Here is a 15,144-nt window from a genome sequence, read left to right as displayed (position 1 = left end):
TGATTTTGCTATAAATAATAGAAACAGGAGAAAAAATGAAAGGAAAAGTAGCAATAGAATTTGAATCATTCCAACGAATCTACTTTAATGTAAAGTCAGGAATTGCCACACCATCAATCCAACAATCTTTATCTGATTCAGCAACAGACGATCCATTCTTTGAGCAAGAATCCACATTTAGCGATCTTCTTGATCTAGCAATCAAGGGAAACAGTGTGTTCAATGGCACTATCAGACCAGAAGACAGGACATATCTTTTAGATGGTTTTGAGGCTTTGCAAAAAATCATCAATGAAAAGAAGAAACAGGTTGAAGCGATTCCAGACTTCGGAGAAGTCATACAAATCAAGTTCAAGCCATAAAAAAGCACCCAATTAGATGCTTTTAAAATTATTCGGGCTTTGGATTTTTGTAGGCTTCTTCGATCTCATGTGCCGCTCTAGTTCTTGCAATTTTTCGAGCTATTGTGTTTTCTATACTTTCAGAAACTTCTGTTTTTTTCATGTTACAGTCATCATCAAATTCAAGTTCATATACAGGAATAAATTTTGATAGTGCGCTAATATTGGCAGATGTGGCTGGCGCAGTAAACGGAATTCCTCCGACAGTAAAGAAAATGAATTTAACTCCATTGGGAAGTGTCTTAATTTCTGCGAATCCAAAGCCCATAAGCTGATTGCAGCTTATCGGTTTCGACGGTTTTTGCCCTTCAAGCTGAATTGTCTGAGTCACAAAAATATCCTTAATGACAAAAAATATGGGGGAAATAATTTGGCTTACTATGATCATATGCTGTTCTCCTATTTGGAAACAACATACAAAATCAAAATAAATAGTCAACCAAAATCGATGGATACATTTTCAATTAAAACCTCATTGAGTCAAGTCTGACCACCTTCCTGTTCCTAACAATTTCATCCATCTCAGCCGCAAGGGTCTGGTGAAACTCCAACATAGCGGCACTCACTAAACAGCCTTCAAACCAGTAGTCTTCAATTCGATTCTCACCACTGCCCTTGATGACAGCAGGCCCATCCTCACGGTGAAGCAGACCATTCTTCTTCCAGATCTTCACAGTGTTATCGACTACCCACTTCAATTCTGGCTTCATCCCACGACTCCAAGACAAGGACAGCTTCAGTCTAGCGTGCTCTTCCAAGCTTGATCTACGCCCCCTTTGTCAGTCAAAATCATATGAATTTAACTAGATAAGGCGCAACGTGAGCAGACAGCTTCAACTTAGACACATCGTAGGACAGCGGATCAAGCAGAAGCGCATGGAGGCAAAGCTCGTTCAACGGATGGTGGCCGAAGAGCTAAACATGTCCACTGAGGGCTATGCCAGGTATGAACGCGGCGATAGCTCACCAGATGTGGAGTTGCTAGGCATGCTTGCCAAGACTTTTGGATGCTCAGTAGCTGAACTGGTGACTGAAACCAGCACCGCCTTGAATGCGCAGGCCCAGCACATTGCCAACCTCATGGATGGTCTAGGCAGCGGCGATAGAGATGAATTGCTGAAGATCGTTGAAGGTGTGTGTGCCATCGCCCATAAGAAGTACAAAAAAATCGCATAGAAGATTAATCGCCGCCCTGGACAGAAAAAAAGAGCACCATTTGGTGCTCTTTCTTTTGTTCTCCATGATTACAACGAAACGAACACAACTGGAATGCCAGTACCTGTATCGCTAGCGCAAGAAGTTGTTAGCGCACCAATATTCAACGATCCAGTTCCAAATGGTTTAACCTGAACAGTACCAGTGCCCACTTCGATCTGATCCCATCCTGCACCCGCTCCTGAAATCAACTTCGCACAAACTGAACCTGGAACATTGTTGTATTCAACTCTGAACGCGTTGTTTGTGCCACCAAGACTAACTGGTGTAACTATCACGGGCCCGCCGAAACTATTGGTGATGGTTCCATTTCCTGCTTGATATGGCATAGGACGCATTGAGTCAGGTGTTATACGACCATCATTGAGAATGGTATTGGTTATCCCTGCATAATTCTGTGTTCCGCCATATAAACTCTTGATTCCACCTCTTAAAGTGTCTAAGTTTTTGCCTTCGGTTAGTGCTGCATTTGAGTTTTGAACTTTGCTGTAAACGGTATAGATACCAATACCAGCCAAGGCAATGAATCCAACCACCAACAAGATCTCTACAAGAGTAAAACCGTTCTTTTTATTTTTAAGCATTCTCATTATTTCCCCTTTTTTATTGTTATTTATTTAAGCTAGATCAAGAAAATAAAAAGTCAACGGTTGTTGACAAATAAAACTAAACTGCTAGATTAAAAATGATCGAACGTCGGACATTCCTACCTTTGGTTATTGTTAGAAAAAGACTGGCATACGCTGGTCTTTTTCGCTCTTCATTAGAAATATGCAACATGGAAAACATTACAAACCCACCATGCCTGGCCGTCCGAATCGACACCTTTAGATATTGATATACGCTCGCTATGCAATTCGAGTGCTATATTTTCGCTCGGCAACTAGGTCACGCGAGGGAGAACGCTTCGCCGTTCCCTAATTATGTGAGGCCGGGGCCGCCACAAGGCAAGTGCGTTGCAACAAGCTTATTCACTACGGTCAATTTTTATAAATTCAGAAGGGTCTTCTGATAGAAACCATTTCATCCAAGATTCTTCCAAATTCATTCCTTCTGTTAAATCCATCTCTTTACCCAACTTATTCATTCCATTCTTGAACCAGGGCTTAATAATTTCTTTTTTCAAGTCTCTTCTTATAAGAAATTCAACTCTATCTTCGAAAGTTACTCCCATAATTCTATAAATATCTTTTGCAAGCAAATAAGTAACTCTTGAAATTGTTAGGTTTATTCTAACCTTTCCATTTTTAGGCAATGTCATCTTCACCTCCGATATCATATTTGCCACCAAACTGGTTATCATCATTATGCTCATCATCGTCATGCGAAGCTTTTTGAGCGTTGGAAGCTAAGTTGGCCTGCATCACATATTTAGTAAGCAAATCGCTTTTCATCATGTCCTTAAACCACTGGTTCTTTGACATCACATCAACATCTCTTTTTAATAAGTCCTCAATCCTTGATTCCATAGATATACCTTGACGGTTATATGCCATTCTGCAAAGAATATATAGGTCATGATCTATTCTTGCTCCAATACGAACAATCTTTCTTTTGGATTCCTCTTCTGCATTCATCACACCAACCTTCTTTAACGCTCTTTTTTTTGTTGCCATTTGTTATTCTCCTTTTGGGCCATTCGTATATGAATACCAAGCCAAAAACGATTGTCAACCAAATATTCATACACACACGTGTACTGTGCGTACGAATACTCGTTCAAATTGGAGTGCCAACGGCTGTATCTTCTTGCGTAGTAGTTTCTATAGACTGCCGCGCAAAATGGAGTGCCACTGTCCATAGCAAATGGTGTACAGCTTGCTATGGAGTGTTGTTTGCAAAAACATGAATTGCTATGAAGTTCAATAATCAAAAAATCGTTTTGATATGAATGTCCTTTTGACTATCAAATGACTACTTAGTGATATTGAATTATTGACATCCATATTTAAAGCGCTAGCATTAAATAAAGCACCGTTACTCTAACCCCCTACAAATTCAAAAAAACAGGGTTTCAAGAGATTAAGCAAGGTCAATCAATCCTACGTTATCCCTTTCGGGCTAACTTTAGGTTGAATATCGTGGGTTTCACCCACACCCCCTGCTGCGCGAAGCTCGATAAAAATAACAAAAAGGGAGGCTTCCAATGGAACCCATAAAAAAAGAAAAAGACCCGACTCTCAAAAAAAGAGCGGGCCAAGCAGGCGTAGAAGCCAACAAAGAAATTCGTACCAAGCGTTTTGAAATCAGATTCACACCTGAAGAGTGGATCGCTCTTCAAGATAGAGCCGCTGAAGCTGGCGCTTCTTCTACTGCGATCTGGGCCCGTGCTGTGCTTCTTTCAGCACACGATCAATCCAACCAGGAAACCAAAGCAGAGCACAAATTGCGTGTTCAGCTTTTGGCCTCTCTTGGAAAAATTGGTAGCAATATAAATCAGATTGCTAGATCTCTAAATCGTTTGAAAGTTTGGAATGAATCAACCGAAGGAATGTTCAAAGAACTCACCAAGATTCAGGAAGGAGTGTGCACTATTGCAGAACTATTCAAAGGGAAAAAATGAACATAACCATTTTCCCAACTGGCAAATGTGGCGCCGAATCAGCGGTTAAATACTTACTCAGTGATACCGATCATGAAGGCAAGAAGCGCCCTGTTCAACCAGAAATTCTATTCGGTGATCCCAACACTTTCACCGAAATTGCTAATGCCACGAAAAGGCTGCACAAGTACACCTCTGGTGTCATCGCCTTTCGTGATAACGATTCTGTAACCCAAGAACAGATCACAACGCTGATTGAGACATTCCGTTCAACATTCCTACCATGTTTGCAGGTTGATGAAAACTTTGCTGACTTCTGGGTCATGCACAAAGATAAAGAAAATATTGAACTTCATTTTCTTTATGCCAATACAGAGTTAACCAGTAATTCTCAATTAAACATTCATCCACCCGGTGAAAAAAACATTCAGTTTTTCAACACCTTTGTCAGTGTCATGAATGACAACTTCGGATTCGCACAAGTGGTGCCAGATCCACTCAAAATCAGTTTGAAACCCTTTGAGGCCAAGTCACCCAATGGGAAGAAGAACAAGAAGACTAAGACCGACTTTGCAAAAGTTCTTCACTCTGAAATCGTGGGTGGCTTCATAACGAATCGAAACCAGCTTATCGGATACATGAAGAAGAACGGCATGGACATTCCGAAAATTGGTGACGACTTCATCACCGTTCGCCTGCCTGGTACAAAGAAGAACACCCGCTTGAAGGGGCCACTTTTCAAGAGGGATTCAGACTATGGCCAACTGGTGAATGAACACCACCAGTCCAAGATCCCGAAGTTCCTAACACCTGACGAAGCACAGTCACAAAGGGTCAAGCTTATCCACCATATCGAGGCAAGAACAGCCTTCAATCAGCGCCGATACCTAACACCTAGAGCAGGTGCCAAACGCACTCACAAACCGTTCAAGAAGGCTTCTGGTGTAACCAAGGTTCATGAAGAAAGGCCAGTGCCAACCAAAGAAATCCGCAATGCATTGGAGGAACAGCTTACCCAGTTGAAAGAGCAGTCTGATCCTGCTACCAAACTACCAACGGCAAGCCTCCCTCACCACGTTGCACGACGCCAAGATGAACAGGAGCGTGAAGGCCCGTTGTCTGGTGTCATGGCTGCTGGTGCCGCACTTGGTGGACTCGAAACACAGATTGGCAGTCTATCTATGCAGTATCACAGCCTGCTTCTTCAACTTGCCAGTGCTAATGGCCAAAGAGCTTCACAAATCAAAAGCCAGCTTATGGCATTGGAGCAAAAACTGATCGCTTTAAATCTTGAACTTGAAAAGAAAAAGGCACAACACAAAGGTGAAAAAGATTTAAAGATCAAGTAAGCACCATTAAAGTAATTTTAATATGACAGTAAAAATCATATGATTTTCACTTGACATTGCACTTGCTTCTGCTATTTGTACATAACAGGAGAAATCGAATGATCAAGAGAGAGTCAAATGCATATAAGCAAATAAAAGGCAACATAGCAAAGCTGACAATCATTCAGCAAGCTACAGAATTCTCCCCTCAAAAGCTCGTCCACTTACACCTTGTGTATTGCACTGATCTTTTAGAAATAATGGATGTAGGAAAACTCAGCACAAAGAGCTTCTATAAATACTTCATCAAGGAATCTTGTAAGTATTTAAAAGAAAACCAAGCCAGCAAAGCCTATCAAACAATTTTTGAATCAGTAAAAGAACATTACCTTACAAAGAAATACTTCGGTTCAGATTACTATGAGATTATCAAAGAATACAAAGAAGCGGAGAGCACGCTTAGGGATTTCGTACTTGATGGCTACAAAGCTCTATTTCCTATTACGCCCGAAATGACCAAGGCAGAGGTAGCCAGAAGGAATCAGAGGATGGGAAAAATATCAGTGAGGAACTGGATTGGTGACATTGGAAATTATCAATTCTTTCACCAGGCCCCAAACTTCATGCAAGTGAATGTCAATAATGAAATACAGATGGCAGAGATATTTCTGCACAACCTTATGGATGACAAGAGTCTTGACTTGGAAATCATGAAGCTTTCCAGCAATCTATACCTTGAAGAGAAGTTGGCTCCAAAGTCAATTCAAATCAAAACCAAGCTAGTAAAAATATAACCCAAGGAGAAACAATGAACAGAAGGGAGCTAGATAAAGAAATATTACATGCCATTGAAGTTTTGAAACAAAATAGCATAAAAGTTACCGCCATCAACATTCAGAATATTTCTGAAACAAAGTTAAGGCTCTATCAGATTTACACATCAAAGCATAAGAATCTGATGGAAATTAGAGACAAAAAGCAACGACGTGATAAATCGGAGATCGTAAGTTCCATACTCTCAAGTGAAGTCGAAAAGGAAAAAGCTTTGGGTGCGCGATATTTGATAGTGAACAATCCGTCAGTCGACAACAAGCCAAACAAAGTCAGCATCGATCTGAACTACTCAATCGGGGACACAAGAATGATCATCATCAGAAACGATGCAGACTCAGACGATCTCGAAGAAATGATTGAAGATGCGACCTTTATTCTCAAGAAGTTTATTGAGAGAATTAAGCGTGAACAGGCAAAGCTTTCCAAATGAAAAAGCACCCGATTGGGTGCTTTAAAATTGAATGTGGATCACTTAGCTATCTTTTTATTCTTCTTCGCGTTTGCCTTTTCCTCTTCATATTTCATTTCGTGGACAAATTTCTTGGCCTTTTCATGAGTTAAGAAGCACTTCAAAATCTTGTCAGATCCTTCGTGTTTTACACAATATCTAACTCGATAATTTAAGGTGCTTACATTTTTTTCTTTACCATCTTCATCAAGAGGGTAGAAATATTCTCTTGAAAGAACGATCTCAAAGCTCATTGATCTTTTCCTATTTCTGATAATTTCTTTAATAATCTTCGTCTTCATTTGTTATTCTCCTTCTTGAGAACAACATACAAAACACAATGCCAAAGTCAACAAAAATCAGTATCGAAGAGTGGCTTTTGTTCTTTCAGTTAAATTCATATGAATTTAACTTACTACTTTTTCTTCAGCCCACCTTTTTCTATTTGATAACTCACCGTATCGAATAGAAAATCAGCAAGTGTTTTAGCTGAATTCACGGCAAGTTTTGCATGGTGCCGACTTGGCTTGTAGGCAACACCATGAGCATCGGACATCCTGTTTCGCATGGCAGCAAGGCCATTGATAATGCTGGACAACCCTGAAAGAACCTGCTTAAGTGACTCGGATATGTCCTGCCTGCTGGGATCGAGATTAAGCAACTTTCTCACCCGATTGAAAAGCTTCACTAGGTCCCCATCATTGCCTAGGGCATTTGCATCTAGATCGGCTTCGATCTTTACGCAGACCGCCTCAACCAGACTTCTTGCATTGGTAATGGCACCTGAATAGTCGCCCACTTCAACCTTGTCTCTGCACTTTTGAATTTGCTCTTCAATCAGAAGTTCACTAAGTTCTTCCGATTCTGCAAAGCGGTTTTCAACCTCAATGACTGCACCAGCCAGTTCACGAACTTTGTAAAAGTTGCCATCTCTGACAACTTCATAACCGTCATACTTCAAAATTTCGTTGATCTGAACAGCGCAAGCCTCCACTGTTCCAGTGGTAACTTCAAGCCAAAGCCTTAGGTCAAGCATTTCCCGAAAGGCATCTTTCAGCTTTGGCTTTCCATTCAGTTCTGCAACCTTCTCTTTCGCAAAGGTTGCACGACTGGGGAATCCCTGTCCATAGACTTCCCTAAAGCCCATCTTATTGAAGAAGGCTACAAGTTTCGGACCGCTTCTATACGGCCACCCTTCAGGATCGCCTGCAATGAATTCGCCAATTCTTTGAGCAGAGAAGTCGGACAACTTCATTATTTAAAGTCTGAAAAATCGAGACTAACAATGACCTTCTCAAGTCCGATTTTCTTTTGCTTCAAAAAGTCCATCAATTCCCAAGTGAATTCATAGCTCTTTGATGGTGTCACCGTAGCAATTCGCCACGAAGCACTTTGCCCTTGCTCATCTGGTTCTTGCCACCAGCATAGATCCGCCGCAGTTAACAATCTCAACTCACCGTCCATATCTGGGAAGCTACAGACTCGCTGCAAATAGTCAGCATTGATAAATTTGTTTGTCTCATCCCAAGCTCCACGATCAAGAAGGAACGCGTAGAACTGGCGCGAAATCCTTGGTAGTCCCCTCAACTTCTTGATGAGTTTTTTGAAGTCCTTTTCGACATCTTCTTGGCTAACATCGTAGGTTGCCTTCTCCTTTGCTGCCTCAGAGACTAGATGTCCGTAGTAGGTGTCGATACCTTCAAATCGCTCACGTGGTACCTGCTCAATGAATGAGTCAATGTTTGTTTGAAACTTACCATGTTTGTCTGGAACTTCTAGTTCAATCTTGACACGGGCCACTTCCTTACTGACCAAGTCATGCAGTCTTTGAAGTTGTTCAATTTGAAGGGATAGAACCTTCTTCAACACGTCCCCAATATCAAGAATGTGTTCTTCAGCAATGAAGCCGAACGGCTTGGAAAGGGCAGCATCTAGTGTGTAGCTGCCTTGCTTGTCCTGCAAGATCAACACAAACATTTTCGGAAACTTTCCAACTTGCTTGGCCGCTTTCTTCAGTGTCTCGTTGACCTTGCTTGAACTCTTCGTGGACGTCACCTGAAAGGCAACTTTTGCAACTTCGTCGCCCAAGTCCAAGCCGGGGTTGTTTGATCGCTCTTCATTGAGATTTATCAGCTTGTAACCATAAACAATGTTGAGGATGTCTTTGAAAAAATCCTCTAGATAGCGATTCAAATCAAAAAGCTGAAGTCCACTTCGGCTCTTAACCTGTTGTGAAACCGCCGTCAGTTCATCGATGATCTGACCAATGAAATAGCCTCTTGTAATCATTCTTTTCCAGCCTCTTCATCCCATTTTTTTAGCAGCGCAAGCTTTTCAGCAATCTTGACTTCAAGTCCTCTTGGCACTGGCTTATACCAACCCGCTTCTTCTATGCCTTCAGGAAGATAGGTTTCACCAGCAGCATAGGCATTGGGTTCATCATGAGCATATCTGTACTCATGCCCATATCCCAGTTCCTTCATGAGCTTTGTTGGAGCATTGCGAAGGTGAACAGGAACCTCACGGCTCTTGTCCTGCTTCACGAAGGCTTTAGCTTGGTTGTAGGCGTTGTAACCAGCATTGCTTTTCGCAGCTATGGCCAGATAGATGACAGCTTGCCCCAGTGCCAATTCACCTTCAGGACTACCCAACCGCTCATAGGTCAGTGCAGCATCGTTAGCTATCTGCATGGCCCTTGGATCAGCCAAGCCTATGTCTTCCCATGCCATGCGAACAATTCGCCGGGCCAGATACCTTGCATCAGCACCACCGTCCAACATTCTTGTCAGCCAATAAAGGGCAGCATCAGGATGGGACCCACGCACTGACTTGTGCAAGGCTGAAATCTGGTCATAGAAGTTATCGCCACCCTTGTCAAAACGACGACTGTTCAAGGTCAAAGCATTCTGCAAGAAGTCAGCATTGATTGCTGTGATCCCAGAAGCCTTAGCTGCTGTACTGGTCTGCTCCAACAGGTTCAAGAACCTTCTGGCGTCCCCATCTGCGTAGCCAATGATGGTGTCCCTAGCCAGGTCATCAAACTGAAGATGGCCAATGGCAAGCTCTTGAGCACGGACAAGCAACAGCTTCAGTTCTTCGTCTGTCAAGGACTTCAAAACATAGACCTGAGCCCGCGACAACAAAGCCGAATTCACTTCAAAAGAAGGGTTCTCAGTGGTAGCACCAATGAAGGTGACTAACCCACTTTCAGCATAGGGAAGAAGTGCGTCTTGTTGGGACTTATTGAACCTGTGAATTTCATCTACGAACAAGATCGTGTGCTTGCCCATAGAGAGGTTCTGCTGTGCTTGCTCCATTGCAGCGCGAATGTCTTTGACACCAGAGAACACCGCAGACAAGGCAATGAACTCGCACTTGAAGGCTGTAGCTGTGAGGCGTGCCAAAGTGGTTTTACCAACACCCGGCGGCCCCCAGAAGATCATGGAGTGTGGTTTGCCTGACTGGAAGGCAAGTCTTAAAGGCTTACCTTCACCCAGCAAGTGCGACTGTCCGACCACCTCGTCCAAGGTCTTTGGACGAAGTGCTTCAGCCAGTGGTGCGGAGGGCTCTTGTGCGAACAAATCAGCCATGCTTCACCCCCATTGAACAATGCGGAAGCACAAGGAATTGCACAAGCAGCTTCCTAAGTCGTTGATTTATAAGGGACTTGACAGCTTTGTTGAAGCGGTGCACTTCATCCACAAACATGATCGTGCGCTGGGGGTGCAAGCCGGTGCGAACGGCCTCGGCTTTTTCCACGGCCTCGCGGATGTCCTTGACGCCACCCAGCACCGCGCTGATGCACAGAAATTGGGCATCAAAGGCATCGGCCATCAAGCGGGCGATGGTGGTTTTTCCTACGCCTGGCGGGCCCCACAAAATGCAGCTGTGAGGCTGACCGGACTCGAATGCAAGACGCAAGGCCATGCCCTCGCCCAGCAGATGCTGCTGGCCCATCACCTCGCCCAGATTTCGAGGGCGCAAGCGCTCGGCAAGTGGGGCGTGGGGGGACAAGTTGGCCGCTTTCATTGACCCCTCCCGCACATCATGGCTTGATGACGTCAGCGCCAGCAGGGGCTTTGAATACAAATGTGCTGGCGGGTAAAACCGGGTTGATCTCAAAAGCCGAGAAAGTCAACACCGAACGCTGGCCAAGGCTGTCCTGCACGTCCAGCACGGCCAGTTCGGGTCCTGCGGGGGTAGCTCGCAAGCCCACCAACACCGAGCGAATTTGCCCGTCTGGCGATTGCGGTGTGGCACGTACCCATTGCAACCCATTCCGCTCAGGCTCTGGCGCGAATTGGAAATCGGCTTTCAGGGCCTGTAAGTCAGCGGCAGCCGTCAACAAGGCAGCCGGGGTTGAACCCAGCACCAGAGATTGCTTGCGTGCCGTGACCTGGTTCAGTTCCACATCGTGCAGCCAAAGGGTCTGACCATCGGCGACCAGAGTTTGCACAAAAGGCTTGCGGTAATCAAAACGGAATTTGCCAGGCCGATGGAACTCAAAACTGCCACTCGATGTTTTAGCCCGAGGCGCCTGCCCGGCACGGCTGGGTGAAGTGACGACCTGGACGAACTGGGCACGCCCACTGCGCGCCTGCTTCATGAACTGAGCCAACAGGTCCAGGCCATCGGCTTGCACCGGAACCATCAAGGCCAAAGCCCCACAAGCCAAAAAGCACTTGCCCAGAAATGCCAACGCGGTGCGACACAACCAGAAAATTGAATGCATAGCTGTTACTCGGCCCTTGCAGGCACCAGAATTTCGCGCTGGCCGCTGCCGCTCATGCTGCTGACCAAGCCGGCTTTTTCCATGTCTTCAACCAATCGGGCTGCGCGGTTGTAGCCAATCTTGAGGTGACGCTGGACCAGTGAAATGCTGGCTTTGCGGTTTTTCAAAACCACCTCGACCGCTTGGTCATACATCGGGTCTTTTTCGCTGTTGTCGCCCTCACCGAGCATGCCACCATCATCGTCCGCTGTGCCGCCTTGCAACACGCCCTCAATGTAATCAGGCTCGCCCTGACTCTTGAGATAGTTCACCACGCGGTGCACTTCTTCGTCGCTCACAAAAGCACCATGCACACGGATCGGGAAACCTGTCCCCGAAGGCATGTACAGCATGTCACCCATACCCAGCAAGGCCTCAGCCCCCATCTGATCGAGGATGGTGCGGCTGTCGATCTTGCTGGACACCTGGAACGCGATCCGGGTCGGGATGTTGGCCTTGATCAGGCCGGTGATCACGTCCACGCTGGGACGCTGGGTGGCCAAAATCAAGTGGATGCCGGCGGCACGGGCTTTTTGAGCCAGCCGGGCAATCAGCTCTTCGATTTTCTTGCCCACCACCATCATCAAATCGGCCAGCTCGTCGATCACCACCACGATGTGCGGCAAACGCTTGAGTGGCTCGGGATCGTCCGGGGTCAGGCTGAAGGGGTTGTAGATGAACTCTTCGCGTGCCGTGGCTTCGTCGATCTTGACGTTGTAGCCCGCAAGATTCCGCACACCCATTTTGCTCATCAGCTTGTAGCGCTTTTCCATCTCGGCCACACACCAGTTCAGACCGTTTGCAGCCTGACGCATGTCGGTGACCACCGGGGCCAACAAGTGCGGAATGCCTTCATAGACCGACATCTCCAGCATCTTGGGGTCGATCATCAGCAATCTCACATCGCGTGCCTCGGCCTTGTAGAGCAGCGACAAAATCATGGCGTTGATACCCACCGACTTGCCCGAGCCGGTGGTACCGGCTACCAGCACATGCGGCATCTTGGCCAGATCGGCCACCACCGGGTTGCCAATGATGTCCTTGCCCAGCCCCATGGTCAGCATCGACTTGGCTTCGTGATAAACCTGCGAGCCCAGAATCTCGCTCAGCTTGATCGACTGGCGTTTGGCGTTGGGCAGTTCCAGTGCCATGAAATTCTTTCCGGGAATCGTCTCGATCACCCGAATTGACACCAGACTGAGCGAACGCGCCAAGTCTTTTGCCAGATTGACCACCTGGGATCCTTTGACGCCTGTGGCAGGTTCAATTTCGTAGCGTGTGATCACTGGGCCCGGGGCAGCGGCCACTACACGCACCTCGACGCCAAAATCTTTCAGTTTCTTCTCGATCAACCTGCTGGTCATCTCCAGCGTTTCAGGGGACACCGTCTCTTGACGACTCGACAAACTGTCCAGCAAATCCACCTGAGGAAGTTTGCTGTCCGGCAATTCAGTGAACAGTGGTTTTTGGCGCTCCTTGACCACCCGATCACTGCGCGGGACGTTCATGACCGCAGGCTCAATCACCATCGGGGTCGCTGAAGGCATGGGCAAAGGCACAGGCTCCAGATCGAGCTCACCCTCGGGCGCCAAGGGCAAATGGTCTATGTCCCATTGAGGTTCGATGGCCTGCATGGGCATGGATTTTTCACGTTCACGCAAAGCTTTTTGTCCCAATGCCAGATCTTCTTGAATTTCACGCTTGACATGGCGGGACTGAATCAGGCCATCAATGCGGGCCCCAACAGACTCGGCCAACTGGCCCCATGAAAAGCGAAAGACCATGGCTGCACCCGCCACCACCAGCGCGATGCCGATCAATGCCGCGCCGGTAAAACCAAACCATTGCACACTGACTGCGCCAACCCAATACCCCAACACACCACCACTGTGCCCCGGCAGATGAGGCTCCAGGCGGTACAAACGGGCCCATTCAATGCTCGCGCTCGCCGCCACCAAGACCACCAGGCCAAGCCAAAAAATCCAGCGGCTGTGCCGCCAGTCGGCAGATTGAGGAAACTCGTCTTCATCCGATGGGCCGCGCATCCAGCGGGCCAAAACCACCAACCAGGCGCGGGCCGCCGCTGCGAGGCACCACCATGCGGAATAGCCAAAAGCAAAATACACCAGATCTGCCAGCCAGGCTCCTGCAGGGCCAATCCAGTTGCGTACGCCTTGGCCGCTGCCAGAGGTGGACCAGGCGGGATCGGCAGCTTGATAGCTGAGCAAGGCCAAAAGGCAAAGCAAGAGCAAGGCACCCCCCATCAACAAGCCGATTTCTTGTGCAAATCGCGCCCAGAAAGACTGCGGTGCATCCAGCGCCTTGGCCTGGACCGCAGGGTTGGTCAATGTGTGCAGTGAATAGGTCATAAATTAGGCCTCAAGCTTACCCCATCAAGCGGCCGTTGCGGCATTGCTCGCCCCGAGCTGAGACCCTGACAACATCTTGTATTTGGGGGTTTCTTACAATCGTGCAGTTCAATGCACCACAAGCCCTTTGTCTTTCAACCAACTGCTCAACCCGATTGCCAACATGTCTGCCACTACCAAACACGCCCAAGTCCTGATCCTCGGTTCTGGCCCTGCTGGCTACACCGCCGCTGTGTACGCGGCCCGCGCCAACTTGAAACCACTGCTGATCACAGGCATGGCCCAGGGGGGTCAACTCATGACCACCACCGAAGTGGACAACTGGCCCGCCGACGTTCATGGCGTGCAAGGCCCGGAGTTGATGCAACGTTTTCAAGAGCATGCAGAGCGATTCAACACCGAAATCGTGTTTGACCACATCCACACTGTCAAGCTCGAACAGCGGCCCTTCACCTTGATCGGTGACAGCGGCACTTACACCTGTGACTCACTGATCATAGCCACGGGCGCTTCGGCCAAATACCTAGGACTGCCCTCTGAAACAGCCTTCATGGGCCGGGGCGTGAGCGGCTGCGCCACGTGCGACGGCTTCTTTTACCGAGACCAGCTCTGCTGTGTGGTCGGTGGCGGCAACACCGCTGTTGAAGAGGCCTTGTATCTGTCAAACATCGCCAGCAAGGTCTACTTGATCCACCGCCGTGACAAATTCAAGGCCGAGCCCATCTTGGTGGACAAGCTGATGGAAAAGGTGGCTGCAGGCAAGATCGTGCTCAAGACCTTCCAGACCCTGGAAGAAGTGCTGGGTGACGCATCGGGCGTCACGGGTGTGCGCCTCAAAAGCACCGTGAATGGTGGCCTGGAAGACATCGAACTCAAGGGTTGTTTCATTGCCATTGGCCACTCCCCCAACACCGACATCTTCCAGGGGCAACTGACCTTGGAAAACAACTACATCGTGACCCAAAGCGGCTTGAAGGGCTTCGCAACTCAAACTTCCGTACCCGGTGTGTTTGCCGCTGGCGATGTGCAGGACCACGTCTACCGCCAGGCCATTACCAGCGCGGGCACTGGCTGCATGGCTGCCCTGGACGCGCAGCGTTTTCTGGAACAAAACAACGGCTAAGGAAACTTCCCTGAGCCTGCCGTGCCTTGCCCAAATGGGAAAAGAGCCGCTTTCTGGCTATAATCCTAAGCTTTGCTGCTTCTGTCCCGACGTTTCATCGGGGACCTTGAACG

General features: G+C 47.3%; 19 protein-coding genes. 7 read left to right on the top strand and 12 right to left on the bottom strand.

Annotation, left to right across the window (positions count from 1 at the left end):
* Nucleotides 1-35: 35 nt before the first annotated feature.
* On the top strand, nt 36-362 hold the full coding sequence (locus tag B9Z45_RS16850; protein ID WP_146180862.1) for a hypothetical protein: 327 nt from the start codon (nt 36-38) through the stop codon (nt 360-362).
* A 28-nt stretch (nt 363-390) separates the two neighbouring features.
* On the opposite strand, the gene B9Z45_RS02150 is transcribed toward B9Z45_RS16850, so the two are convergent.
* Both B9Z45_RS02150 and B9Z45_RS02145 read right to left on the bottom strand, forming a co-directional pair.
* Nucleotides 391-789, bottom strand: coding sequence for a hypothetical protein (locus B9Z45_RS02150; protein ID WP_108405594.1), 399 nt, complete (start codon nt 787-789; stop codon nt 391-393).
* 76 nt (nt 790-865) lie between these two features.
* Nucleotides 866-1,111 carry a hypothetical protein gene (locus B9Z45_RS02145; protein WP_108405593.1) on the bottom strand — a complete coding sequence of 82 codons (246 nt, stop codon included), beginning with the start codon at nt 1,109-1,111 and terminating at the stop codon, nt 866-868.
* Between the two features lie 109 nt (nt 1,112-1,220).
* Here B9Z45_RS02145 and B9Z45_RS02140 point away from each other — a divergent pair, with 109 nt between their 5' ends.
* Nucleotides 1,221-1,577: a helix-turn-helix domain-containing protein gene (locus B9Z45_RS02140; RefSeq protein WP_108405592.1), complete on the top strand. Its 357-nt coding sequence runs from the start codon at nt 1,221-1,223 to the stop codon at nt 1,575-1,577.
* 68 nt (nt 1,578-1,645) lie between these two features.
* Here B9Z45_RS02140 and B9Z45_RS02135 read toward each other — a convergent pair whose 3' ends face one another.
* From B9Z45_RS02135 to B9Z45_RS02125, 3 genes are all read right to left on the bottom strand, one after another.
* Nucleotides 1,646-2,200 carry a type 4 pilus major pilin gene (locus tag B9Z45_RS02135; protein ID WP_158270358.1) on the bottom strand — a complete coding sequence of 185 codons (555 nt, stop codon included), beginning with the start codon at nt 2,198-2,200 and terminating at the stop codon, nt 1,646-1,648.
* A 383-nt stretch (nt 2,201-2,583) separates the two neighbouring features.
* On the bottom strand, nt 2,584-2,877 hold the full coding sequence (locus B9Z45_RS02130) for a hypothetical protein (protein ID WP_146180860.1): 294 nt from the start codon (nt 2,875-2,877) through the stop codon (nt 2,584-2,586).
* On the bottom strand, nt 2,864-3,232 hold the full coding sequence (locus tag B9Z45_RS02125) for a hypothetical protein (RefSeq protein WP_108405589.1): 369 nt from the start codon (nt 3,230-3,232) through the stop codon (nt 2,864-2,866). The genes B9Z45_RS02130 and B9Z45_RS02125 overlap by 14 nt, the downstream gene beginning before the upstream one ends.
* 530 nt (nt 3,233-3,762) lie before the next feature.
* Here B9Z45_RS02125 and mobC point away from each other — a divergent pair.
* From mobC to B9Z45_RS02105, 4 genes are all read left to right on the top strand, one after another.
* A complete protein-coding gene (mobC, locus tag B9Z45_RS02120; RefSeq protein WP_108405588.1) occupies nt 3,763-4,179 on the top strand; it encodes a plasmid mobilization relaxosome protein MobC in 417 nt (138 codons plus the stop codon).
* On the top strand, nt 4,176-5,507 hold the full coding sequence (locus B9Z45_RS02115; RefSeq protein ID WP_108405587.1) for a relaxase/mobilization nuclease domain-containing protein: 1,332 nt from the start codon (nt 4,176-4,178) through the stop codon (nt 5,505-5,507). The genes mobC and B9Z45_RS02115 overlap by 4 nt, the downstream gene beginning before the upstream one ends.
* 98 nt (nt 5,508-5,605) lie before the next feature.
* On the top strand, nt 5,606-6,280 hold the full coding sequence (locus tag B9Z45_RS02110) for a hypothetical protein (RefSeq protein WP_108405586.1): 675 nt from the start codon (nt 5,606-5,608) through the stop codon (nt 6,278-6,280).
* A gap of 14 nt (nt 6,281-6,294) precedes the next feature.
* Entirely contained in the window at nt 6,295-6,750 is a 456-nt protein-coding gene (locus tag B9Z45_RS02105) for a hypothetical protein (RefSeq protein ID WP_108405585.1), read from the top strand.
* A gap of 38 nt (nt 6,751-6,788) precedes the next feature.
* Here the strand turns inward: B9Z45_RS02105 and B9Z45_RS02100 are convergent, their stop codons facing one another.
* The 7 genes from B9Z45_RS02100 to B9Z45_RS02070 all read right to left on the bottom strand — a co-directional run bounded on the left by B9Z45_RS02100 (nt 6,789) and on the right by B9Z45_RS02070 (nt 13,908).
* Nucleotides 6,789-7,070 carry a hypothetical protein gene (locus B9Z45_RS02100; RefSeq protein WP_108405584.1) on the bottom strand — a complete coding sequence of 94 codons (282 nt, stop codon included), beginning with the start codon at nt 7,068-7,070 and terminating at the stop codon, nt 6,789-6,791.
* 113 nt (nt 7,071-7,183) lie between these two features.
* Nucleotides 7,184-8,023 (bottom strand): abortive infection family protein, encoded by an 840-nt coding sequence (locus tag B9Z45_RS02095; RefSeq protein ID WP_108405583.1) that lies wholly within the window; start codon nt 8,021-8,023, stop codon nt 7,184-7,186.
* Complete coding sequence (locus B9Z45_RS02090; protein ID WP_108405582.1) at nt 8,023-9,057, bottom strand: SMEK domain-containing protein; 1,035 nt, start codon at nt 9,055-9,057, stop codon at nt 8,023-8,025. The genes B9Z45_RS02095 and B9Z45_RS02090 overlap by 1 nt, the downstream gene beginning before the upstream one ends.
* Nucleotides 9,054-10,358, bottom strand: a complete 1,305-nt coding sequence (locus tag B9Z45_RS02085; RefSeq protein ID WP_108405581.1) for a replication-associated recombination protein A — start codon at nt 10,356-10,358, stop codon at nt 9,054-9,056. The genes B9Z45_RS02090 and B9Z45_RS02085 overlap by 4 nt, the downstream gene beginning before the upstream one ends.
* Nucleotides 10,351-10,797 carry an AAA family ATPase gene (locus tag B9Z45_RS02080; RefSeq protein ID WP_108405580.1) on the bottom strand — a complete coding sequence of 149 codons (447 nt, stop codon included), beginning with the start codon at nt 10,795-10,797 and terminating at the stop codon, nt 10,351-10,353. The genes B9Z45_RS02085 and B9Z45_RS02080 overlap by 8 nt, the downstream gene beginning before the upstream one ends.
* A 16-nt stretch (nt 10,798-10,813) precedes the next feature.
* A complete protein-coding gene (locus tag B9Z45_RS02075; RefSeq protein ID WP_108405665.1) occupies nt 10,814-11,419 on the bottom strand; it encodes an outer-membrane lipoprotein carrier protein LolA in 606 nt (201 codons plus the stop codon).
* Between the two features lie 86 nt (nt 11,420-11,505).
* Complete coding sequence (locus B9Z45_RS02070) at nt 11,506-13,908, bottom strand: DNA translocase FtsK (protein ID WP_108405579.1); 2,403 nt, start codon at nt 13,906-13,908, stop codon at nt 11,506-11,508.
* A gap of 163 nt (nt 13,909-14,071) precedes the next feature.
* Between B9Z45_RS02070 and trxB the strand changes: the two genes are divergently transcribed.
* Nucleotides 14,072-15,031, top strand: coding sequence for a thioredoxin-disulfide reductase (gene trxB, locus B9Z45_RS02065; protein WP_108405664.1), 960 nt, complete (start codon nt 14,072-14,074; stop codon nt 15,029-15,031).
* Nucleotides 15,032-15,144: the final 113 nt, after the last annotated feature.

It is taken from the genome of Limnohabitans sp. 2KL-17 (assembly GCF_003063415.1).
In the GTDB taxonomy this organism is placed as follows: domain Bacteria; phylum Pseudomonadota; class Gammaproteobacteria; order Burkholderiales; family Burkholderiaceae_C; genus Limnohabitans_A.
Note: the sequence above shows the minus strand (reverse complement) of the source record. Positions and strands in the feature narration are given on the sequence as shown.